The following is a 20,826-nucleotide window of genomic DNA, read 5'->3' as shown; positions in this document are numbered from 1 at the left end:
GTGACGATCGTGACCGGCAAGGCCGAGGCTCGCCGAAAATCGCAACCCGGCGGGTCAGGCGCATTGCGGAACATCTGGGCCCATCGCGCCGACTACGCATACGTGCTCCCGGCGATCGCCGTGATGCTCGTCGTCATCGCCTATCCGATCTACTACACGATCGAGCTGTCGTTCTATAAGACGCCGCCCGGTCTGCAGCTCCGCGACAAGACCTTCATCGGCTTCGACAATTACACCACCATCCTCACCAGCGATGTGTTCTGGAAAGTAACCTGGAACACCCTGATCTGGACATTCGGATCCACTTTCATCTCCTTTGTCCTGGGGTTTGCCACGGCGCTGGCGCTGCACCGAGACTTTGTCGGCCGCGGCGTCCTGCGCGCCATCCTGATCATTCCCTGGGTGATCAGCGCCGTTGCCGCCTCCTATATCTGGAAGTGGATCTACCATTCGGATTTCGGCATCATCGGCGCGGTGCTGGTCGGCCTCGGATTGACTGACCGGCCACCCAATTTCATCGACAACGTCAGCACGGTGCTGCCCTCCCTGATCGTCGTCAATATCTGGCGCGAGTTTCCGTTTGCCATGATCATGATGATGGCCGGCCTGCAGACAGTCCCCGAGCAATTGTTGCGGGCCGCCAAGGTCGACGGGGCGAATGCATGGCAGCGCTTCTGGCACGTCACTTTCCCGCACTTGCGCAACGTCTCGGTGGTGACGATCCTGCTGCTCGCGGTGGCCAACTTCAATTCCTTCATCATCCCCTGGATCATGACCGCAGGCGGGCCGTCGAACGCATCGCATATCTGGATAACCCACATCTATGAGCTCGCCTTCGGCCGCCAGCGCTGGGGCGTGGCATCGGCTTATTCGGTGCTCCTGTTCCTCATCCTGATGACGCTGGGCTATTTCTACGTCCGGGCGCTGAGCGGCAACGAGCGGAAAGAGGGGAGCACATGAGCACGCTTGCAGAGACAGCCTCCCGAGGCCGGCCCCATCGCCGCATGCGCGTCGACGGATGGCGCTGGGCCGGGCGCATCTTCCTCTTGTTCATGCTGATTTACACCGCGGTGCCGATGATCTGGATGCTGATCACCTCGATCAAGTCCGGCTTCGCGGCGACGCAGTTCCCGCCGCAATGGTGGCCAAACGAGCCTACGCTTGCCAGCTACAAGAAGCTGCTCGATCCGCAGAACAGCGTCGGCCAGGACTTCCTGCGCTTCTTCTGGAACAGCCTGTTCGTGTCGACCGTCACGACAATCCTTTCGGTGATCGTTGCCGTCCCCGCGGCCTACGCGTTTTCGCGCTTCACCTTCCCCGGCCGGAACTTCCTGTTCTTCGCCGTGCTGCTGCGCAACATGTTCCCAGCGGTGATCTTTCTCGTGCCGCTCTTCATCCTGATGCGTGCGATCGGGCTGGTGAACACGCATGGCTCGCTGATCCTGACCTATCTCACCTTCGGCCTGCCCCTGGCGATCTGGCTGCTCAAGGGTTTTTACGACAACATCCCGGTGCAGCTCGAGCAGGCGGCGCGTATCGATGGGGCAACACGGTTCCAGGCCTTCATCATGATCGTGATGCCGCTCTCGACGCCGGGGATCATCGCCACCGCGATCTATTCCTTCATCGGCGCGTGGAACGAGTACATCTACGCCTACACGTTCCTCTCCAAAAATGAACAGTTGACCCTGCCGGTCGGCATCCAGCGCTTCTTCTCGGAAAACACGACGGACTTTCCGGGACTGATGGCGGCGAGCTTCATGATGAGCGTGCCTGTCGTGGTGCTGTTCCTCGTCCTGCAGCGATACTTCGTACGCGCCCTGACAGAAGGCGCGGTCAAGCATTAGGGAGTTGCCGATGGCCCACGTGGTCCTCAAAGATCTCGTCAAGACCTATGGCGGCTTCAAGGCCGTCAACGACGTTTCACTGACGGTCAACGACGGCGAGTTCGTTGCGCTTGTCGGCCCTTCAGGCTGCGGAAAGACGACCACGCTCAATCTCGTTGCCGGGCTGACCCCGATCACATCGGGCGACATCCTCATTGGCGACCAGGTGGTCAACGATCTCGACCCCAAGGACCGGGACATCGCAATGGTGTTCCAGAACTACGCACTCTATCCGCAAAAGTCGGTCTACATGAACCTCGCGTTCCCGCTACAGATGCGCAAACTGCCCAGGGACGAGATCGACAAGAAGGTCAAGGAAGCGGCGCGCGTGCTCGACATGACGCACCTGCTCGAGCGCAAGCCGCGCGAACTTTCGGGCGGGCAGCAGCAGCGTGTGGCGCTGGGCCGTGCGCTCGTGCGCGATCCCGCGGTGTTTCTCATGGACGAGCCGCTCTCCAACCTCGACGCGAAACTGCGCGTACAGATGCGGTCGGAGATCAAGCGCTTCCACCAGGACCTCAAGGCGACGATCATCTATGTGACGCACGACCAGCTCGAAGCCGTCACCATGGCCGACAAGATGGCGGTGATGAACGGCGGCTTCCTGCAGCAATACGATTCACCGGCGCAGGTCTTTGCCCATCCGGTGAACATGTTCGTCGCCAGCTTCATCGGCAGCCCGGCAATGAGCCTCATTCCGCTGGAGACATCGACGGCGAACGGCAACACCGTGCTGACCAGCGCGGAGGGCTGGAGCCTCGGGCTCTCGCCGCGCAACGTCCAGAAGGTCACGGGGGCAACGACCAGGAAAATCGTGCTCGGCGCACGCCACTCGACGATCAAGCTGCACAAGAGCGCCGTGCAAGGCAGCATCCCGGCCAAGGTCTACACGGTGGAACCAACCGGAGACGTCACCTTCGTGCAGGCGTTCCTGTCCGGTGCCATCGTCAACGTCAGCGTGCCGCCCAACATTGCCGTCGCGCCCGACGAGCGGATCTGGCTCGAGTTCGACCAGGAGCGGATGCATCTATTCGACGGTGAAACCGAAGTGGCTCTCGAGGCCAACTGAGACAGGGCGGATGCGTGTGGGACATGGGCGTGAATGACTACGAAACTTAAGATCACGGCGATCAAACCCTATCCGGCATGGGTGGGAACGCGCAATCAGATGCTGGTCAAGGTCGAGACCGACCAGGGCATTTTCGGTTGGGGCGAGAGCGGCCTGAGCGGCCGCGAGAAGGCCGTGGCCGGCGCGGTCGAGCACTATCGCGAGTTTCTCATCGGCCGCGATCCCATGCAGATCGGGCGGATCTGGCAGGAGGTTTATCGCAGCCAGTATTTCGAAGGCGGTCGGGTTCTGCAGGCAGCTATTTCGGCCATCGATATCGCCCTTCACGATATCAAGGGCAAGGCGCTGGGGGTGCCGGTCTACGAATTGCTGGGCGGCAAGCAGCGCGACCGGATCCCCACCTTCGCCTCGACCGGAGACGAGGCCGAGGGCGATGTTGCCATCGAGCGGGCCCGCGAACTGCGCGCACAAGGCTGGCAGGCGATCCGCTTCTTTCCCGTCGGGCAAAACAGCAGGGATGTTTTCGAGCCACGCGAGTCGATCGGCGCTACCGCGACCATGCTGAACAAGGCGCGCCGGGCGCTGGGTAACGATGTCGTCCTCGGCATCGACTATCATCATCGGCTGTCGGTGGCGGAGGCGGCGAGCTTCTGCAACAAGCTCGACCGCGGCGTGCTCGATTTTCTCGAGGAGCCGATACGCGACGAGACGCCAGAAGCGTACGAATCCCTCCGCACGATGACCGACATCCCCTTCGCCATTGGCGAGGAATTTGCCAGCAAGTGGCAGTTCCTGCCCTACATCGAGCGCGGCATCCACCAGTTCAACCGGCTCGATATCTGCAATGCCGGCGGGTTCACCGAGGCAATGAAAATCGCTGGCTGGAGCGAGGCGCACTATGTGGACCTGATGCCGCACAATCCGCTTGGTCCAGTGTGCACGGCCGCGACCGTGCATCTGGCCGCCGCGGTCCCCAACTTCGCGTGGCTCGAAACCAGGGCCCCCGAAGCAAGGCTCGGCTTCGACAATTCCGAATTTTTCCCGGTGCAACCACGGCTCGACGGCCCCGACTACCCGGTGGGCGATCTGCCGGGGCTCGGCGTCGAGGTCAACGAAGAGGCCGTCCAGGCGCAGAGCTTCCGTTTCTGGGAAGCGCCCCACCTCAAGCGCCGCGATGGTTCTGTCACGAACTGGTAGTTCCCTTTCAATCGGAGTCCACAATGACGCATACTTCCGACATCACGCGGCCGCCGAAGGATCTGATCGACGCGCTAAAGGAGATCGGCGCCGCGACGGTTGCCGGCACGCTTGGCCATATGGGCTTCCGCAATCCGCATATGGTCGGCCCGGTGGCGCAGAACCACGGGAGATCGATCGTCGGGCCGGCGCTGACGCTGCAGTTCCTGCCGCAGCGGCCCGATCTTTTCAACGAGGGAGAATATGCCGATCCGGAAACACAGCTGCACCGGCATGTGCTGTACCACGCACAGGAAGGGGATGTGGTCGTGGTCGATGCGCGCGGCGACATGAGTTCGGGCGTCTTCGGCGATATGATGTCGACGTATTTCAAGGGCAGAGGCGGCGCGGGCATCGTCATCGACGGCTGCATGCGCGACCGGCCCAATGTCGAAAAGCTCGATCTGGCCCTATGGCTGCGCGGCTGGACGCCCAACTACCATGTGCAAACCAGCATTTATCCCAATGCCGTCAACGTTCCGATTGCCTGCGGCGGTGTCACCGTGATCCCCGGCGACATCATCGTCGCCGACGATGATGGGGTGGTGGTGCTACCCCTTGCGATGGCCGCGAAGGTGATCGAAGAATCCCAGAAACATCACGACTGGGAGGAGTTCTCACGCATGAAGCTCATGGAGGGCGGGTCGTTGCAACGCTATTATCCGCTGCACCCAAGTGCGACCGAAGAGTACGAGGCTTGGCGGGCAACCAACCCAAAATTTTGATGGACGATCGAGATCCCGAAATGTCTCATGAACGGCAGGCGAACCGCCAAGTCCCAGACGGGCGTTAGTCACGCGTTACGGACAGTCCTGCGATAAGCGGAGCGTACGCGGCGAGCCTGCGGGATACGAACTCCGTGAAAAGCCGAACGCGCTTCGTCTTGCGTGTCTCCCCCTGCGTGAGAATCCAGAGTGTCCCATGCATGGGCGGGTTGGTGCCCGGCACCCTCACGAGCAGGGGGTCGGCATCTCCGACAAAGCACGGCAGTTTCGTCATCCCGATCCCTTGCTGCGCCGCGATGATCTGCGTCTCGGCATCCGGAGTCCTGAACGGAGCTCCCGTGATGTGAACTTCTCCCTCGCGCGCCCAGTCCGGAATTCCATGATTGTCTATTGCGATCCACCGGAGGGGATCAGGCGTGCCCGCACGCAACGCGGGTAGTCGATCGCGAGACATGTAGACGCCGCTGAACACCTCCGGTCCCTTCAGGCCGTGAAGATTGAGCGGCAGGGTCTTGCGGTCGGCGACAATGCGGATCGCGACGTCGGCCTCTCGGTTTGTCAGATTCGCCACCTCGCCAGTGGTCAAGATTTCCATCTCGATATCCGGATGCATACGCGCGAAGTCGGCGAGATCCGGCATGAGCAGGTGTGTGGCGAGGAACGGTGGAACTGTCACCCGCAAAAGCCCGCGCGCGCTCTGGTCGCGACCGAAGACGCGCGTCTCCAGCTGGTGCGACGACGCTTCCATCTGGTTCGCGAGCTCGAGGACCTCCTCGCCCGCAGCCGTCAGGCGGTAGCCCGAAGGCAGCTTTTCGAACATCCGCGTCCCGAGGCGTTCCTCGAGTTGAGCGATGCGTCGCAGCACGGTCGAGTGATACACCCCGAGGCGCTCGGCGGCAGCCCGTACTGAGCCGCCGCGCGCGGCGGCAAGAAAGTAGCGAACGTCATCCCAGTCAATCATGGTGCATTCCCGCGCCGCCAGCTGCGCCTTCCGAAGCCCATTCTAGCACGCCGAGCCGCAATGCGTGTGATTGTTGCGGCGTTCAATCGTCTGACTGGATCGTTTTCGCACCACCGATGTGCACGATTTCGCACTCACCGCCCGACTTCGGCGATCCCATGTTCAGGCTCGGGTTGACCCACCGTACAGCCAAAGACCCGGAGATGGCGAAACGAAGGACGCACGACATGAACAGACTGAATGGAAAGACCGCCGTGATCACCGGCGGCGCTACCGGCATCGGCCGCGCCGCTGCAAAGCGCTTCATCGAGGAAGGCGCCTTCGTCTTCATCTTCGGCCGCCGGCAGCAAGCGCTCGACGCCGCTGTGGCGGACCTCGGGCCCAATGCCCGCGCGGTGAAAGGCTCGGTCTCGGATGAGGCCGACCTCGACCGGCTCTACGCTGCGGTGAGGGCCGAGCGCGGAAGCCTCGACATCGTCTTCGCCAATGCCGGGGCTGGAGGCCCGCTTTCGCTCGGCCAGATCACCGCCGAGCACATTGACGAAGCCTTCGACACCAATGTGAAGGGTACGATCTTCACGGTCCAGAAAGCGCTGCCGCTGATGGGTCCGGGGGGGTCAATCATCGTGACCGGATCGAGCGCCGGCACAACGGGCGCCCCGGGGTTCACTGCCTACAGCGCGAGCAAGGCGGCAGTCCGCAACCTCGCGCGGACCTGGGCGGAGGACCTGAAGGGCACCGGCATCCGCGTAAACGTGCTGTCGCCCGGGGCGACCGCGACCGACCTCGCGAAGGAAGCGCTGGGCGAGGAAGGACAGAAGGTCTTCGCCTCGATGACTCCGCTCCAGCGCATGGCCGATCCGGCGGAAATCGGGGCGGTGGCTGCCTTTCTCGCGTCGTCGGACAGCAGCTTCATGACTGCCAGCGAGGTCGCCGTCGACGGCGGCCTGGCACAACTCTGACGCCGGCGCGTTCCCGCGCCTGGCCCACACAACGAAGGATAGAAGATCATGAAAAAGTTAGAAAATAAGGTCGCTGTCATCACCGGCGGAAGCAGCGGGATCGGCTTGGCGACAGCCAAGCGCTTCGTTGAAGAAGGCGCGCATGTCGTGATCACCGGGCGACGAGAGAAAGAGCTGAAGGAGGCCGCGGCCTTCATCGAGAGAAACGTTACGACGGTCGCAGGCGACGTGTCGCGCTTGGAGGATCTGGACCGGGTCTATGCCGTCGTGAAAGAGAAACACGGCTACATCGACATTCTCTTCGCGAACGCAGGCGCGGGGACAATCGCACCTCTCGCGGCAGCGACTGAGGCCCATTTTGACCAAACCTTCGATGTGAATGTGAAGGGGTTGTTTTTCAGGGTACAGAAGGCGCTTCCACTATTCAGTGACGGCGGTTCGATCATCCTGACCTCTTCGGTCTCCAACGTGTTGGGGCTGCCAGGGTTCAGCGCCTACGCTGCGAGCAAAGCGGCGGTGCGAAACTTCGCGCGCGCTTGGACACTGGAGCTGAAAGATCGCAAAATTCGCGTGAATTCAATGAGTCCCGGACCAATCGAGACCCCGGCATTGGCGACAACGACGGGCCTTACCCCCGAGCAAGCCGAGCAAGCGGCCGCCCAGTTTGCTTCACAGATCCCAATGGGTCGCAGGGGCAAGCCAGAGGAAATCGCGGCTGCCGTCACGTTCCTTGCTTCTGACGAAAGCTCTTACATCACCGGCGTAGATTTCGCCGTTGATGGAGGCATGGCCCAGGTCTGACCTCAGCATCACACAAGATCGGAGAAACATCATGAGCTACGCAATTATCGGCTTCGGCAATATCGGCCGAGCCCTCGCCAAGGCATTTGCTCGCAAGGGCATCGAGGTATCCGTCGCAACCACGCGCGACCCGGAAAGCTTTGCCGCGGACGCGGCCGCGATCGGGCCTACGATCATCCCCAAAAAGCTGGCGGACGCGCTCAGGGCGGACATCATCTTTTTGGCAGTCCGCTTCGAGTCGCATCCCGATGTCGCGAAGGCGCTGTCCACCTGGAAGGGGAAGACCATCGTCGATGTGACCAATGCCTACGGCGTGCCCCCTGAGAAGCTGGGAGGACAGCCTTCTTCCAAGTTCATCGCGCAGGCTTTCCCCGGTGGACGACTGGTCAAGGGCTTCAACCATTTGGGCGCTGCCACCCTTGACCAAGATTCAGCAGTGCATGGCGGCAGGAGAGTCGTGTTCCTGGCGAGCGACGATGACGCTGCCGCAGCGGAGATTGGTACGCTCGCGGAAAATCTCGGCTTCTCGCCGATCAAACTTGGCGGGCTTTCGGAAGGTGGGCTGCTGGTCCAGGCGCGCGGAAATAGCTGGGGTCATCTGATCTTCAAGGACCTGGTCAAGTTCGACCGATGAACACGACCTGCCCACCGGCAGGGTCACGATGCACGGACCGGACCGAGCGTGATCCGGTCCGCGCGAAATAGGGAAATTCCCATGACTATCGAGAAGACCATCCAGACCGTGAGGGGCTCCGCGAGGGGAAGGATCAAGGCCACGAACAAGACGTTCGAGGACGACTGGACCTTCGCCATCACGGTCCGGGACGGCAGATTGACCAACATCCGGGAATACGTCGACACACAAGCACTGGCACGCGCCTCGCAGATGGACGCGTCCGGACCGGCGTAGCGCTTGCCGTCTGCGGCCATCGAATGTGGTGGACGGCGGATCAGCCGTGGATCGCCCCCTCGCACGCTGGCGCTCGTCGAATGCTCAATCGAAAGGAGATCTCGATGTACGACCAATCCAAGCTATCCGAGTTGATCCGGTTCGCACGCGCGGATGCGGGCTTCACCGTCATCGACGTCTACCCGGGCGACGGCGACTGGACCCGCGTCTTCTCAGACATCGTGGGACCCCAAGGACGTGTCTACAGCTTCGTGCCGGCCGAAGTCGCCCACTTCAAGGACGATCCGGTCGGCCGCATGCGGACGCTCGCGAAGGAGCCGGGCCGAGAGAACATCGAAGCCGTCTCGGCGGACCTTGTGGCGATGCCGGAGGTCACGCAGCCAGCGGATGTTATATGGCTGCATCTGTTCTACCACGATCTCCACACCGCTTTGATTCAGGCCAGGGGCGCGACGGCAGCCGACTTCAATCGAGCCGTCTATGAGCGGCTGAAGCCCGGTGGTTCCTACGTTATCGTGGACCACGCCGCCGCCGTCGGGGCCGGCACGAGCGAGGCACAGTCGCTACATCGGATCGAGCCTGCATCCGTTCGCGAGGAGGTGGAGGCGGCCGGTTTCATCCTGGACGCGGAAAGCACCATGCTGGCGAACAAGGACGATCCGCACTCGATCAAGGTGTTCGATCCTTCGATCAAGGGCAAGACCGATCGTCTCGCCTATCGGTTTCTGAGGCCCTAACAGTGAGTCATTCGTCCTACAGTGAGCTCAGCTCCCGCAAGCGTGAAAGCGTTGCCGTTTCCACACGGAAGGGCCTTGGCTGTCCGTTCTCTTGAGCAAAGGTGCTGGTGTGACGCAGCCCTACTGAAGAGGAGAAAATTAGTGTCAACGCGGATCAGAGAAGATTGTGAGCTATGCGATTGCAGGATTCGGTAAGGCAGGCCAGGCCTCGCGGCAGATCTGCGGGTCGCCTAGTCTAGAGTCTATCGGCGCTATCGGCGACCTAGGATCCCTCACTCCCACTCGATTGTTTCAACAGCATATAACATTTTTGTTTCAACAGCATATAACATTTTGAAATTGCTACCAAATTTATTCCACAGCGCCAGAAATTCCGACACTCAGGCCATCAAAAAGTTACGCTGTTGATTTTAAAGGGAAAATCGCGGCAAATATTTTTTCGCGGTTTCGGCAACTATCGGGGACAGTCGGCGATTTTTGAACCATTGAGGGCCAAATGTCGCGTGCAGGGCTGGTCCGAAAAGTACCGTCACTAAACCATAAGTCGAAGCGACAGACCGGCCTACAGTGCCCCCCGGGGTTCGAGGCCCGGAGCGTGTGATCTCATCAAGGACAAATCAATGGTTTAGCGGATGGTTAGCCAGCCCATATCCTTCGTAAGATCTCGTATGGTCTGGCGAACCCGAAAACCACGAACGAGATTGATTACTGGCTCGATAACAATTTAGCCCGAGTGGCCCAGGACTCACTTTGTGATTGGCCGAAATGTGGCCGGACACGGATGGCCCGCGTTCGGAGCAGCCCAAAGAGAAAGCGGTAGTTTGGGCCCGAAATCGCTCTTGGCCGAGGATTGCATTCTCCAGGGGACGGTGGACGAATGAGATAGGGGCAACCTTTCGGGTCGCGAACCCTAAGGCCAATGCGGTCCCGGGCTATTGATGACGATGGGTCGCACGGAGCGGGGAGATCAAACAGCCAATCTTAGGATGTGACGAAATCACGGTAGATTGACTTGGGTGAGCGCTACCGGTTTCCGACGAGAAGACGTCTCGTGCCGCATGAGAAAGCGTTCAATGACACGGACAATCGCGATCAGTAGCAGGTTGATCACTAGGTAGAGCACCCCGGCAATGGCGAATATCTCGAAGATCGCGAAGGTCTGACTCATGAGCCGCTTGGCGTAACCGGTGATTTCGAGCACCGTGATCGTCGAGGCGAGGCTGGTGCCTTTGACGACAAGGATCAGCTCGTTGCCATAGGCCGGCAGTGCCTGGCGGATGGCGAGCGGGAACTCGATGCGGCGGAACCGCAGCATGCGCGACATGCCGCACGCCTGAGCCGCCTCGACGAGACCAACCGGAACCGACATCAATCCGCCGCGCAGGATCTCGGATGTGTAGGCAGCCGTATTCAGGGCGAGCGCCAGGACGGCGCAATGCGATCCGTCGCTGATCACCCACCACAAAGTCGCGTTGTCCTTGATCAGGGAAAGCTGGCCGAGCCCGTAGTAAAACAGGAAGATCTGCACCAGCAGCGGAGTCCCGCGAAAGACGTTGCTGTAATATTTGGCGAAGCCCGATAGGAGCCAGTTCGACGACAGCCGCATAAGCGCCAGTCCGAGACCGAGATTGAAGCCGATCAGCACCGAAACGAAGGTCAGCGCGGCTGTGACCCATAGGCCCTTGAGCAGAACGGGAACTGCAAGCTGGATGAGGTCTATCATACTGCTTTTCTCGTCCGTAGCCTGAGCAGGCGTTCGATCCTGTCGAAGCCGGCCTGGCTTACAAGCGTGATGGCGAGATAAACCACCGCCGCAATCAGGTAGAAGATGAACGGGTGGCGGGTGGAGTTCGCGCCGATGAAGGAAATGCGCATCAACTCCTGAAGGCCGACCACAGAAACCAAGGCGGTGTCCTTGATCGTCGTCTGCCAGACATTGTTGATGCCGGGAACCGCGATGCGCAGCATCTGCGGGGCGATGATGCGGCGAAAGATCCGAGCGCCCGACAGTCCTAGGGCGCGAGCGGCCTCGATATGCCCATCGGGGATCGCGCCCAGAGCCCCGCGCACGACCTCGGTCGAATAGGCGCCGGAGATCGCGCCGATGGCGATGACCGCGATGACGAACGCATAGCCGCTCTCCGCGACACCGGCATAGCCGAACGCGGTCATGACCTTGGTTACGAATTCAACCGAGCTGAAAAACAGGAGGTAGATGATGAGAAGTTCGGGCACCCCGCGCACCAGCGAGGTATAGGCATCAACGAGCAGCGAAAGCGGAAATATTCGGGCCCATTTGATCAGCCCGCAGACGATGCCGATCACCATACCGGCCGCCATACTGACGAAACCCACAAGGATTGTGATCGACGCGCCACGCAGGATGGCGGTCACCCAACCCGCTTCCCAAACCTGCCAAAGACCGAATTCCATCTGAGTTGCCCTAAGTCTGTCGTGCCAATGAGACGCATGCGCCCGGCTGTCCGGGCGCATGCCAGAATTCCAAGGCGTTATTTGCAGGGCCGGGAAATGTCCGTCTTGAACCATTTCTGGCTGGCCTTGCCGACCGAGCCGTCCGCGATCAACTCGCAAAGCGCCTTGTCGATCTTGGCCTTGAGTTCGGTGTTATCCTGCGCGATGCCGACGCCGATGCCTTCGCCAAGCGTCGGGTCGAACGTGCTCTTGATCTCAACACCTATGAGTTGGAAGTTCTTGCCATCCGGCTTGTCCAGAAAATCCTGCAAGGCGGATTGATCGGCGAAAGCCGTATCGATCCGGCCGCTCGCAAGGTCGATCTGCATCTGGTCGAGTGTGTCGTAGGTTTTCAGGTCGGCATTCGGCGCACGCTTCTCAAGAAAGTGCGCGTGCGTGGTGCCGGCCTGCACGCCGACCTTCTTGCCATCGAGCGATTTCAGCAGGGTGTCGACATCGGTAATGGCGGCCAGATCAGAACCCTTGGCCGCGACGAACATGTTGGCCAGTTCGGCATAGCCGACGCTGAAATTGATCTCCTTCTTGCGGTCGGCGGTGATCGACATGCCCGAGATGATGACATCGAAGCGCTTGGCCTTCAGCGCCGGGATCAGACCGTCGAACGCCTGTACGACGAAATGGCAGGTCACCGCGAGTTTGGTGCACAGCAATGCGCCGACATCGGCGTCGAAACCGGTCACGTTGCCATTGGCGTCGGACATGCTCCACGGCGGGTAGGCGCCTTCCGTACCAATCGACAGCTCGCCCTCGGCCGCCAATGCGCTGCCCATACTTCCCGCCAGACATGCGAGCAGCGTGAAGACTTTCAGTTTCATATCAGTTCCCCTTGTTGTTGATCTTCATTGTCGTTGTCCGGTGCGAACCGGACGCTTCGAGGATGCGGGCTTGCCTCACAGTGTCCGTGCCAGGAATTGGCGCAGACGCTCCGAGCGCGGGCTGCCGAACAGCTCCGCTGGTGCACCCTCTTCCTCCACCTTTCCCTGGTGGAGAAACAGAACCTTGTGGGAGACCTCGCGCGCGAACTGCATCTCATGCGTCACGAGGATCATGGTGTTGCCTTCCTCCGCCAGTTGACGGATCACCCGCAGCACCTCGCCGACCAGCTCGGGATCGAGCGCCGATGTCGGCTCATCGAAGAGGATGACCTTGGGCCGCATCGCCAGTGTGCGCGCGATCGCCGCCCGTTGCTGCTGGCCGCCGGACAACTGGCCGGGATAATGGGCGTGCTTGTCGGCGAGCCCTACCTTCTGCAGCAGCGCGTGCGCGTGTTCGATGGCTTTATCGCGCGGCTCCTTCAGCACATGCCGGGGCGCTTCGACGATGTTCTCCACCACCGTCATGTGCGGCCACAGATTGAAGTTCTGGAACACCATGCCGACGCGGGCGCGGATCCGCTCGACCTGCGCCATGTCGACCGGCCCAAGACGGCCGTTGGACAGCGGCTTCATCTTGATGAGTTCGCCGTCGATGGCGACCTTGCCGCCGTCCGGCTGTTCCAGAAGGTTGATGCAGCGCAAGAACGTGCTCTTGCCCGAGCCTGACGAGCCGATCATGGAAATGACTTCGCCGGCGTGAGCGGTGAGATTGACGCCCTTCAGCACCAGAAGCGAGCCGAAGCTCTTGTGAAGCTCGTCGATCTGCACGGCCGGCGTCGTGGTCTTCGCCTCGTCGGCGGGCACCGGATCGGCAACCCCAGCGCGAATTGTGGGCGGCGGCGGTTCGCCTTTGATGGCTTCGTCCTGATCCAGCTCGACAGCCTTCAGGTCCGCCAGCGCGCGGTCGAAGTGGCGCAGGCTGCTGGACAGGCAAGCGCGCTGCCAATCTGGATCGTCCGGAATGAAGGCAGAGCGCAGCGTGTCCCGGATCCGTTTGCCCAGCGGCGAGTCGGGCTTGCCGAACAGATGCAGCCAGTTGTCGGCCTGCACCGCTTCCATGACGGCCGGACCGTTCAGCGTGCCGCATTCGACCACAAGCGGCAGCACGCGCGCGTTCGGCATTGCCTTGCGGACGGCGTCGGAGACATAGCCGGTCGCCGTCGCAGCGATGCCGGTGCCTGTCTTGGCGCCCGGGCCGGTCAGCACGGTCGACAGCGCCGGCCCGAAAATGGATTTGCCCCAGGCAAGGCCAGCATGCTCGGAACTCGCCACCGAAAGCAGCGCCGGATAGCCGTAGGGCCCTGCCCCCGTATGCAGATCAAAGACAATGACTTGACGCGCCTCGCGGGCAAAGGTCTTCAGGATTTCGTTCAGCGTCCTGTTCGACCAGACCGGGCCGCCGCCACCATAGAACATCCCGTCGGCGAACTCATACTGGCCGGCCTCGACGATCGCCGCCAGCCCGGCATGTCCAAGCCTCCTGCGCGCCATGGCCAGCTTCTCGTCGGCCGCTATGCGGTCCGGCCCTTCCCATTCGCGGTATGCCAGGGCGTCATGCAGACCGGCATAGCCGTTGTTGGCCGGAGGACTCGAAGACCAGTCGATGAAGTTGCGGTTGAGGTCGACATTGTCTTCGTTGACGCGCCGCGACCACGCCGTGCCCCACGGATTGATGAGGTGAATGGCTAGGATTGCCGTGTCGTCAGGCAAGCGCCGCAGGTTCTTCTGGCCGAGCCAGGCGGTCTGGCAGGTCGAGCCGAACCGCCCCTCGACACCATGCGTGCCGGAGATAAGCACGATCAGCTTGCGCGCGCCGCGACGGCCAAGCAGTGCCACATCCGTCGCCAGCGCCCCGCCATCAGGCCCGTTCAGCGGATGGACATATTCAGACAGCTCCGCGCCCGCCCGCTCGGCCGCTTGGCGAAATTCTTGGCGCAAGGCGCCGAAATCACAGGCATGGGCCGGGGTCGGCTCGTCAGGGCGCGTGGTCGATCCCACTGGACGGCTGGCGGTCAATCCGTTCATTCTCTGTGGTTCCGGCATGGGGTTACTCATCGGTGAGGTCGCTCACGTTCTTGAAGGGCAATCGGCGTTCGCTACCAGAATGAGATGGACTGGAGGATCGGACGAACCAGGCGTCGCAGGGAAGCACCTTGTCGGGATTCATGATCGACTGAACGTCCAGCACTCGTTTTACCCGCTCCATCACGGCGAGCTTCGTCGGGTCCGCCGTCGCCAGCAGAGAATGGATGCGCTTCGACCCAACACCGTGCTCGGCGGAAAAGGAACCGCCAATTTCCCGCAGCTGTTGATACAGGACGCCCTCGACAGCCTCCGCCATGTCAAGGCCAAGCGGGCCTTTTCGGTTCAAGATGATGTGCAGATTCCCGTCGGCCAGATGTCCAAAGACATAGGGCGCGAGATCCGGTTCGATCGCGGCGAGCCCAGGCAGAATCCCGTCGAGGTAGGCCGGAATTTCCGACAGAGGCACCGACACGTCGAAGGAGGGCGCATGGGGATAGGCGCGGTAGAGCACGCTGGTGTCCTCGCGCAGCCGCCACAAATCCTCCTCTTGCCGCCGCGAGGCCGCGATGATGCCGGTCGCTTCGGGATAGCGCTCCATTACTTCCAAATAAATCCGCTCGAAATCCTCGCGCAGCGCCTCTTCGCGCGCGCCCCCAAGCGACAGCAGCAAGAACAGCGGCTGGTCGAGCGGCACGCCTGGTTCGGACCATTCATGCGCGGCGGCGGCCAAGTTGAAATACGAGGCCCACATCGCCTCCGCCGCGCGCAGATGCCCAGCATCCGATTCAAGCGCAAGACGAATGATCCGCAGAGCGGCATCGACCGATGGCAGCCCGAAAAGCGCGGTCGCTGTGGCGCGCGGCGAAGGGTCGAGCTTGACGACCACGCGGGTGACGATGCCGAGCGTGCCCTCGGCACCGATGAAGAGATGTTTCAGATCATAGCCGGCGGAATTTTTCACCACCCGGGTAAGATCGGAATAGACCGATCCGTCGGCCAGAACGGCCTCGAGGCCAAGCACGCGGTGGCGCATGACGCCGTTGCGAAAAGCCATCACGCCGCCGGCATTGGTGGACACCATGCCGCCGATCGTCGCCGAGCCGCGTGCGGCAAGATCGACGCCCGGCTCCAGCCGGTGTTCGCGCGAGGCCTCTTGCAGCGCTTCAAGAGTGACCCCGGCGCCGACGACGGCCACGCGTTCGGCGGGATCAAGCCGCTCGATGCGGTTCATGCGCATCATCGAAAGGACGATCTCGCCTGGCCGCGAAACGCTGCCGCCGACCAGGCCGGTCCGCCCACCTTGCGGCACGATCGGGATCTCGTTCTGGCGGCAGATGCGCACCACCGCCGCGACTTCGGCGGCCGATAAAGGCGCAACGACGATGCCGGCGCCACAATCCGCGCCATTCGAGCCAAGGTCGATCGCCCCGGCATCCTCTCCGGTACGCACATTCGCCGCACCGACGACATCGCGGATCGCGTTGATAACCGACGGCGGCACCGCCTGGTCGGTCACGTTCATTTGCCTTGGAGACGCGAGGCCGGTCATCGCGTTACCAATTCCTGGACGGCCGCAATCAGCCGGTCGTTGTCAGCCGGCAGCCCGATAGTGGCGCGCAGATAGTGCTCGTAGCCCGCTTCGCGCCACGCCTTGACGATGATCCCTTGCTTCAGGAGACCGGCGGCGAGGTTCGAACTGTCGCCCTTGCAGTCAAAGAACAGGAAGTTTGTCTGCGACGGTGCAACCCGGAAACCAAGGCCGGCAAGCGCGGCGGCGGTGCGCGCGCGCTCGGCCCTGACGCGGCCCGCCGACGCCTTCATCCAGCTTTCGTCGGCGAGTGCGGCGATGGCTGCGGTCTGCGCCGCCGCATTGACGTTGAACGGCGTCTTGGCAGCGGCGATCACTCGCGCCAGTTCGAGGCTCGAACAGACGGCATAGCCCACGCGCAACCCCGCCAGGCCATAGGCCTTCGAAAATGTCCGCAGCACCACATGGTCGATGCCGCTGTCGCGCAGGACCTTGATGCCGTCGGGTGCGCCGGGATCGGCAAATTCGAAATAGGCTTCGTCGAGGACAAGAAGCGTGCCTGGCTGCACGGCGCCGATCAGCCGTTGCAGGCTGGAATGGTCGAGGCCCGGCCCGACCGGGTTCCATGGCGAGGATATGAAAACGATCCGCGGCCCGGCGGCGATTGCCGTTTCGAGCGCAGCAAGATCGAACCCCATGTCCGGCGTCATCGCAATCTTGACGACATCCGCCCCCATCGCCAGCGGCTCTATCTCATGCAGGCCGAAGCTCGGCACCGTGGTGACGACAGAGGCGCCCGGCACCAGAACGGCGCGCGAGATGGCGGCGATCATTTCTTCGGAGCCGTTGCCGGCAACGATCAGGCCCGGATCGACCGCCAGTCTTTCGCCGAGCACTGCCCGCAGCGCCATGCAGGCCGGATCGGCATAGCGCCATGGTTCGAAGGATGACGAGGCCAATGCGGCCATGACGGCGGGTGAACAGCCGTCGGGGTTCTCATTGCTGGCCAGCCGAGCAATGTCGTGGCGGCCACTCAGCGCCCGCGCCATGGCAATGTTCATGCCGGCATTGTAGGGCGGCAACGCCGCGATATGCGGATTGAGCGGCAGGCTCGACACTGGTTTGACCGACTGTTCCAAATTCCGACTTCCGTTTCCCCGCGCGCACACGCGGCATCGCGATCTTGTCAAATATCCAGGACGATTGATCCGCTCGGCTTCGAGCAGCACAGCAGCACTTCGCCTGCCCCAAGCTCGTCCAGCGGTTCTTCGAAATAGACGACGTCGCCCGAGACCAGCCGCGACTTGCATGTGCCACAGATGCCGGACCGGCAGCTGAACTCCGGTTCCAGACCCTGATCCTCGGCTAAGTCGAGCAGCGATGCGGTGGACCCGTCCCAGACAGCCTTGAGGCCAGATTTTCGGAACTCCACGGTTGTCTCCTCGGCTGCCGGCGCGATTCTTGCCGTCTGCGCAACAACCGCTGGGGTTCGTACGGCATCAGGCTCAAGCACCGTCGCCGGGCCGAAGAATTCGTAGGCGATGCGGTGCTTCGGCACGCCAAGCTCGCGCAACATGGCGTAAATCGCTTTCATGAACGGCGGCGGACCACAGAGGTAGAAATCGTAATCGTCTAAAGGCAACAGGCGCTGTAGCACGGACCGCGAAATCATGCCTTCGCTGTGGAAGTGTTGCTCGGCATTGTCGCGTTCGGACGGGGATCGGTAGCAGTAGTGCGCGGTGAGGCCTGGCCGTGTCGCGAGAAGGCCCGCGACCTCGTCGCGCAAGGCATGCACGTCGCCGTTCTCGCAGGCGTGAATGAACACGGCACGGCGGCACGGCGTCGAAGCCAGCGCATGCAGCATCGACACCATCGGCGTCAGCCCGACGCCGCCGCTGAGCAGCACGACTGGACGGCTGCTCGAACTGTCGAGCACGAAATCGCCGCGCGGCCCTTCGGCCTGGAGTATGTCGCCGACTTCGATCCGGTCATGCAGGAAGCATGAGCTTATCCCGTCAGGCAGACCGGGCGCGGGTGCTGCTTCACGCTTTACGCTGATCCGGTAGCGACCCTTGGCGGCCGGGGAACAGGAGACGCTGTAGTTGCGCAGCACATATCCCTTTTCGCCGGCCGCCTGCGGCACGGGTATCTTAAATACTAGGAACTGGCCCGGTTCGAAATCGCGCCAATCCCCTGGATTGACCGGCTCCATGTGGAACGACGTGATGATGGCGCTTTCGCGCACCTTCGCAACCACCCTCAGGTCGCGAAATCCGCTTCTTGCGATGGTGTCGCGAGCGGTGAATGCGTTCATTCGGCGGCCACCAATTGCTGGCTTTCGCTGGCGATCAGCTTGGCCAGGTTGCGGCGAAAACGCAGCGGCCCGACATCGATCTTGAGATCGAGATTAGGTGTGCGCTTGTTGGCCATGCCTTTGTGCACGGCATTGAGCACGGTGCGGTCCTCGTCGAAAGCGCCGCGCACGGAGGTGGCGAACTGGCGCGACACCTCCAGATCGTCGGGAGCGAAATTGCGCATCTGGAACCAGTAATATTTCGTCTGGTTCTCATCGACCGGCGTCATGAAGTTGTAGCTGTCCATGAGGAACACGTCCTCGTGCAGCGGCTTCCCCTCGCCCCCGGTGCGGGCCGGCACGAAAATCGCCTTGATGATCGCGTTGGAGGGGTAACGCACTTCGTAGTGCTGCTTGCGGTCGCAATTGCCGGAGAATTTGAGGAAGGGCGCATAGAACGGCGCTGGCGCGGCATCGATCACCCAGCGCCACACCGTCACGCCGTCCTCGCCGACGGTGGTTTCGAGCGGCGCATCTTCCATGGCCTGGACACCGCCGAAGGAAGATTGATGGACCCACGAGACATGTGATGGATCGAGCAGATTGTCGGTCATGTAGAGATAGTTGCAATCCAGCGCCATCGACTCGCCCCGATTGACACCCCACGCCGGATCGCCCCAGTGGTCGACGGCGAAAATCAGGTCGGGATCGGCCTTTCCCGCCTCGCCCATCCAGACCCAGAGCAGCCCGTAGCGCTCGGCGATCGGATAGGACCGGACGCACGCGACATGCGGTATCTTTTCCGCGCCCGGCACTCGCGTGCAGCTTCCCGTGCTGTCAAAGGTCAGGCCGTGGTAACCGCATTCGACCCTGTCGCCCTTAATGCGCCCCATGGACAGCGGCAGCTTGCGATGCGGACAGGCGTCTTCGAGCGCCGCCACCACGCCGTCGGTACGGCGGTAGAGGACAATATCCTCGCCAAGGATCCGGGTCGGAACCAGCCGGTCCGCGATCTCATGATCCCATGCTGCAACGTACCAGCAGTTTCGAAGAAACATGGCGTCCTCCCGAGCTTGTGAACGCCAAAATGAATATCTTGCGGGCCGGGGACGACATAGAGCTTGCATCTGCGATCTATTTTAGAAAAACTAAATCAAGCTGACCCCAGGATCGTTGCCCAGGTGAAGAAACCGCCCCCGCTGCGTGCGATACAGGCCTTCGAGGCTTTCGGCAGGCGTGGCAGCGTCACAGCCGCGGCAAATGAGCTCGGCGTCTCTGTCGGCGCGGTCAGCCAGCAGATCCGCAAGGCGGAAGACGCCCTGGAGGCCAGGCTATTGGAACGGCGCGGCAGGAGTGTCGCCCTCACAGCGCTGGGGCGTGTCTATCACGCGGCGGTTTCCGTCGGCTTCGAGCACATTCGCGAAGCCCAGGATGTCATCGAACGGGCCCGGTCCGCCGACACTTTGACCATCTCCTGCCTGCCGTCGCTCGCCAGCAAATGGATTGGTCCGCAGCTTTTGGATTGGCAGATCGGCCACCCCGGCGCGACAGTACGATTGGTTGGCGCTGAGACAGAGCCAAGGCTGAGCGCCGAACAAGTCGACTTCCGCATTTCCTACGGCACCAAATATCGTGATTTCGAGCACTACACCGAGTTGTTCACCGACTGGGTGGTGCCGGCCTGCTCGCCCGCGCTGCTGGCGAAACATCCGGTCCGCAAGCCCGCCGATATCCTCGATCTGCCGCTTCTCAGTATCGAATGGGCGCGCGACCATCGCTCGCCGCCCACATGGGCGGAATGGGCCGCAAGCATCGGCGCGGTGCACCGCAAAACATCGGGTGAAGTCGCCTTTTCCCTGTCGAGCGCCGCGATCGATGCTGCGGCCAACGGCAAGGGCTTCGTGCTGGCACAACTGTCGATGGCCGCCGACGACATCGCCTCGGGCAGGCTGGTGGCGCCGTTCGACAAGCGCATCAGGCTGCCGGAGCCCTATTTCCTGGCCTGGGACCGGGCGATGCTGGAAAAACCTTTTGGGCCGGAGCTCCGAACCTGGATTGTTTTAATTTCCAAGCGGCTTGGCGCTACCTTGGCAGGTTAGCTGAGCGCTGATCTCGGGACGCACTTCCGTTCTGTTCTCACAAAAACCGAAGGTCGGATGGTCGGCTTCTGAATGTCTGAAAGGCCCAAGTGGTCGGAAAAGCGCGGTCGCGCATCCGCCCTTCGCGATCGAGTTTTAGCCGACGCTCGACCTCGGCCAGCAGCCTGAAGCCGCGCCGCCGTGTCCGTTCTCGCCACATCAATTCAACCTCGATGATCTACGACAA

At 61.9% G+C, this 20,826-nt stretch carries 19 protein-coding genes and 1 pseudogene; 11 read left to right on the top strand and 9 right to left on the bottom strand.

All coding sequences use genetic code 11. The features are described 5' to 3' along the window. Genes FJ936_RS09735 through FJ936_RS09715 form a run of 5 tightly spaced genes read left to right on the top strand, consistent with a single transcriptional unit; the run spans position 1 to position 4,916 of the window. A complete protein-coding gene (locus FJ936_RS09735) occupies positions 1–960 on the top strand; it encodes a sugar ABC transporter permease (RefSeq protein ID WP_015319198.1) in 960 nt (319 codons plus the stop codon). Then, positions 957–1,847 carry a carbohydrate ABC transporter permease gene (locus FJ936_RS09730; protein WP_015319199.1) on the top strand — a complete coding sequence of 297 codons (891 nt, stop codon included), beginning with the start codon at positions 957–959 and terminating at the stop codon, positions 1,845–1,847. The genes FJ936_RS09735 and FJ936_RS09730 overlap by 4 nt, the downstream gene beginning before the upstream one ends. A 10-nt stretch (positions 1,848–1,857) precedes the next feature. Beyond that, entirely contained in the window at positions 1,858–2,955 is a 1,098-nt protein-coding gene (locus FJ936_RS09725; RefSeq protein ID WP_140790624.1) for an ABC transporter ATP-binding protein, read from the top strand. 33 nt (positions 2,956–2,988) lie between these two features. After that, positions 2,989–4,152 carry a mandelate racemase/muconate lactonizing enzyme family protein gene (locus FJ936_RS09720; RefSeq protein ID WP_140790622.1) on the top strand — a complete coding sequence of 388 codons (1,164 nt, stop codon included), beginning with the start codon at positions 2,989–2,991 and terminating at the stop codon, positions 4,150–4,152. A 23-nt stretch (positions 4,153–4,175) separates the two neighbouring features. Further along, entirely contained in the window at positions 4,176–4,916 is a 741-nt protein-coding gene (locus FJ936_RS09715; RefSeq protein ID WP_140665598.1) for a ribonuclease activity regulator RraA, read from the top strand. 64 nt (positions 4,917–4,980) lie between these two features. Here FJ936_RS09715 and FJ936_RS09710 read toward each other — a convergent pair whose 3' ends face one another. Beyond that, positions 4,981–5,877, bottom strand: a complete 897-nt coding sequence (locus tag FJ936_RS09710; protein WP_140790620.1) for a LysR family transcriptional regulator — start codon at positions 5,875–5,877, stop codon at positions 4,981–4,983. A gap of 227 nt (positions 5,878–6,104) precedes the next feature. Here FJ936_RS09710 and FJ936_RS09705 point away from each other — a divergent pair, with 227 nt between their 5' ends. The 5 genes and pseudogenes from FJ936_RS09705 (at position 6,105) to FJ936_RS09685 (ending at position 9,287) form a co-directional block, all read left to right on the top strand. Beyond that, entirely contained in the window at positions 6,105–6,839 is a 735-nt protein-coding gene (locus FJ936_RS09705) for an SDR family oxidoreductase (protein WP_140790652.1), read from the top strand. Between the two features lie 48 nt (positions 6,840–6,887). Beyond that, positions 6,888–7,640: a glucose 1-dehydrogenase gene (locus tag FJ936_RS09700; RefSeq protein ID WP_140790618.1), complete on the top strand. Its 753-nt coding sequence runs from the start codon at positions 6,888–6,890 to the stop codon at positions 7,638–7,640. Positions 7,641–7,671: 31 nt separating this feature from the next. Continuing rightward, on the top strand, positions 7,672–8,274 hold the full coding sequence (locus FJ936_RS09695; protein ID WP_140790616.1) for an NADPH-dependent F420 reductase: 603 nt from the start codon (positions 7,672–7,674) through the stop codon (positions 8,272–8,274). Positions 8,275–8,394: 120 nt separating this feature from the next. Beyond that, positions 8,395–8,550, top strand: a pseudogene (locus tag FJ936_RS09690) (nuclear transport factor 2 family protein); the annotation flags it as partial. A 104-nt stretch (positions 8,551–8,654) separates the two neighbouring features. Continuing rightward, positions 8,655–9,287, top strand: coding sequence for a class I SAM-dependent methyltransferase (locus tag FJ936_RS09685; RefSeq protein WP_140790650.1), 633 nt, complete (start codon positions 8,655–8,657; stop codon positions 9,285–9,287). A 997-nt stretch (positions 9,288–10,284) separates the two neighbouring features. On the opposite strand, the gene FJ936_RS09680 is transcribed toward FJ936_RS09685, so the two are convergent. The 8 genes from FJ936_RS09680 to FJ936_RS09645 form a co-directional block, all read right to left on the bottom strand. Beyond that, on the bottom strand, positions 10,285–11,010 hold the full coding sequence (locus FJ936_RS09680) for an ABC transporter permease (RefSeq protein WP_141906501.1): 726 nt from the start codon (positions 11,008–11,010) through the stop codon (positions 10,285–10,287). Further along, positions 11,007–11,720, bottom strand: a complete 714-nt coding sequence (locus FJ936_RS09675; RefSeq protein ID WP_181763128.1) for an ABC transporter permease subunit — start codon at positions 11,718–11,720, stop codon at positions 11,007–11,009. Before FJ936_RS09675 ends, FJ936_RS09680 begins: the two co-directional genes overlap by 4 nt. 77 nt (positions 11,721–11,797) lie before the next feature. Continuing rightward, positions 11,798–12,595, bottom strand: coding sequence for a transporter substrate-binding domain-containing protein (locus FJ936_RS09670; RefSeq protein WP_140716619.1), 798 nt, complete (start codon positions 12,593–12,595; stop codon positions 11,798–11,800). Positions 12,596–12,670: 75 nt separating this feature from the next. Then, complete coding sequence (locus FJ936_RS31150) at positions 12,671–14,680, bottom strand: DUF2817 domain-containing protein (protein WP_141906499.1); 2,010 nt, start codon at positions 14,678–14,680, stop codon at positions 12,671–12,673. Between the two features lie 22 nt (positions 14,681–14,702). Continuing rightward, positions 14,703–16,202 (bottom strand): FAD-binding oxidoreductase, encoded by a 1,500-nt coding sequence (locus FJ936_RS09660; protein WP_246680458.1) that lies wholly within the window; start codon positions 16,200–16,202, stop codon positions 14,703–14,705. A 23-nt stretch (positions 16,203–16,225) separates the two neighbouring features. Further along, on the bottom strand, positions 16,226–17,347 hold the full coding sequence (hisC, locus tag FJ936_RS09655) for a histidinol-phosphate transaminase (RefSeq protein WP_141906497.1): 1,122 nt from the start codon (positions 17,345–17,347) through the stop codon (positions 16,226–16,228). 47 nt (positions 17,348–17,394) lie between these two features. Beyond that, positions 17,395–18,522 (bottom strand): 2Fe-2S iron-sulfur cluster-binding protein, encoded by a 1,128-nt coding sequence (locus FJ936_RS09650; protein WP_141906496.1) that lies wholly within the window; start codon positions 18,520–18,522, stop codon positions 17,395–17,397. Then, entirely contained in the window at positions 18,519–19,559 is a 1,041-nt protein-coding gene (locus FJ936_RS09645; protein WP_141906495.1) for an aromatic ring-hydroxylating dioxygenase subunit alpha, read from the bottom strand. The genes FJ936_RS09650 and FJ936_RS09645 overlap by 4 nt, the downstream gene beginning before the upstream one ends. Before the next feature lie 123 nt (positions 19,560–19,682). Between FJ936_RS09645 and FJ936_RS09640 the strand changes: the two genes are divergently transcribed. Then, positions 19,683–20,600, top strand: coding sequence for a LysR substrate-binding domain-containing protein (locus FJ936_RS09640; RefSeq protein ID WP_141906494.1), 918 nt, complete (start codon positions 19,683–19,685; stop codon positions 20,598–20,600). The last annotated feature ends 226 nt before the right edge of the window (positions 20,601–20,826 follow it).

The organism is Mesorhizobium sp. B2-4-13, from assembly GCF_006658535.1.
GTDB classification, from domain to species: domain Bacteria; phylum Pseudomonadota; class Alphaproteobacteria; order Rhizobiales; family Rhizobiaceae; genus Mesorhizobium; species Mesorhizobium australicum.
This window is presented reverse-complemented; position numbering and strand designations above follow the sequence as displayed.

Coding starts and splice junctions, on each gene's coding strand:
- FJ936_RS09730 (WP_015319199.1), top strand. CDS start 957: ATGAGCACGCTTGCAGAGACAGCCTCCCGAGGCCGGCCCCATCGCCGC.
- FJ936_RS09725 (WP_140790624.1), top strand. CDS start 1,858: ATGGCCCACGTGGTCCTCAAAGATCTCGTCAAGACCTATGGCGGCTTC.
- FJ936_RS09720 (WP_140790622.1), top strand. CDS start 2,989: ATGACTACGAAACTTAAGATCACGGCGATCAAACCCTATCCGGCATGG.
- FJ936_RS09715 (WP_140665598.1), top strand. CDS start 4,176: ATGACGCATACTTCCGACATCACGCGGCCGCCGAAGGATCTGATCGAC.
- FJ936_RS09710 (WP_140790620.1), bottom strand. CDS start 5,877: ATGATTGACTGGGATGACGTTCGCTACTTTCTTGCCGCCGCGCGCGGC.
- FJ936_RS09705 (WP_140790652.1), top strand. CDS start 6,105: ATGAACAGACTGAATGGAAAGACCGCCGTGATCACCGGCGGCGCTACC.
- FJ936_RS09700 (WP_140790618.1), top strand. CDS start 6,888: ATGAAAAAGTTAGAAAATAAGGTCGCTGTCATCACCGGCGGAAGCAGC.
- FJ936_RS09695 (WP_140790616.1), top strand. CDS start 7,672: ATGAGCTACGCAATTATCGGCTTCGGCAATATCGGCCGAGCCCTCGCC.
- FJ936_RS09685 (WP_140790650.1), top strand. CDS start 8,655: ATGTACGACCAATCCAAGCTATCCGAGTTGATCCGGTTCGCACGCGCG.
- FJ936_RS09680 (WP_141906501.1), bottom strand. CDS start 11,010: ATGATAGACCTCATCCAGCTTGCAGTTCCCGTTCTGCTCAAGGGCCTA.
- FJ936_RS09675 (WP_181763128.1), bottom strand. CDS start 11,720: ATGGAATTCGGTCTTTGGCAGGTTTGGGAAGCGGGTTGGGTGACCGCC.
- FJ936_RS09670 (WP_140716619.1), bottom strand. CDS start 12,595: ATGAAACTGAAAGTCTTCACGCTGCTCGCATGTCTGGCGGGAAGTATG.
- FJ936_RS31150 (WP_141906499.1), bottom strand. CDS start 14,680: ATGAACGGATTGACCGCCAGCCGTCCAGTGGGATCGACCACGCGCCCT.
- FJ936_RS09660 (WP_246680458.1), bottom strand. CDS start 16,202: ATGAACGTGACCGACCAGGCGGTGCCGCCGTCGGTTATCAACGCGATC.
- FJ936_RS09650 (WP_141906496.1), bottom strand. CDS start 18,522: ATGAACGCATTCACCGCTCGCGACACCATCGCAAGAAGCGGATTTCGC.
- FJ936_RS09645 (WP_141906495.1), bottom strand. CDS start 19,559: ATGTTTCTTCGAAACTGCTGGTACGTTGCAGCATGGGATCATGAGATC.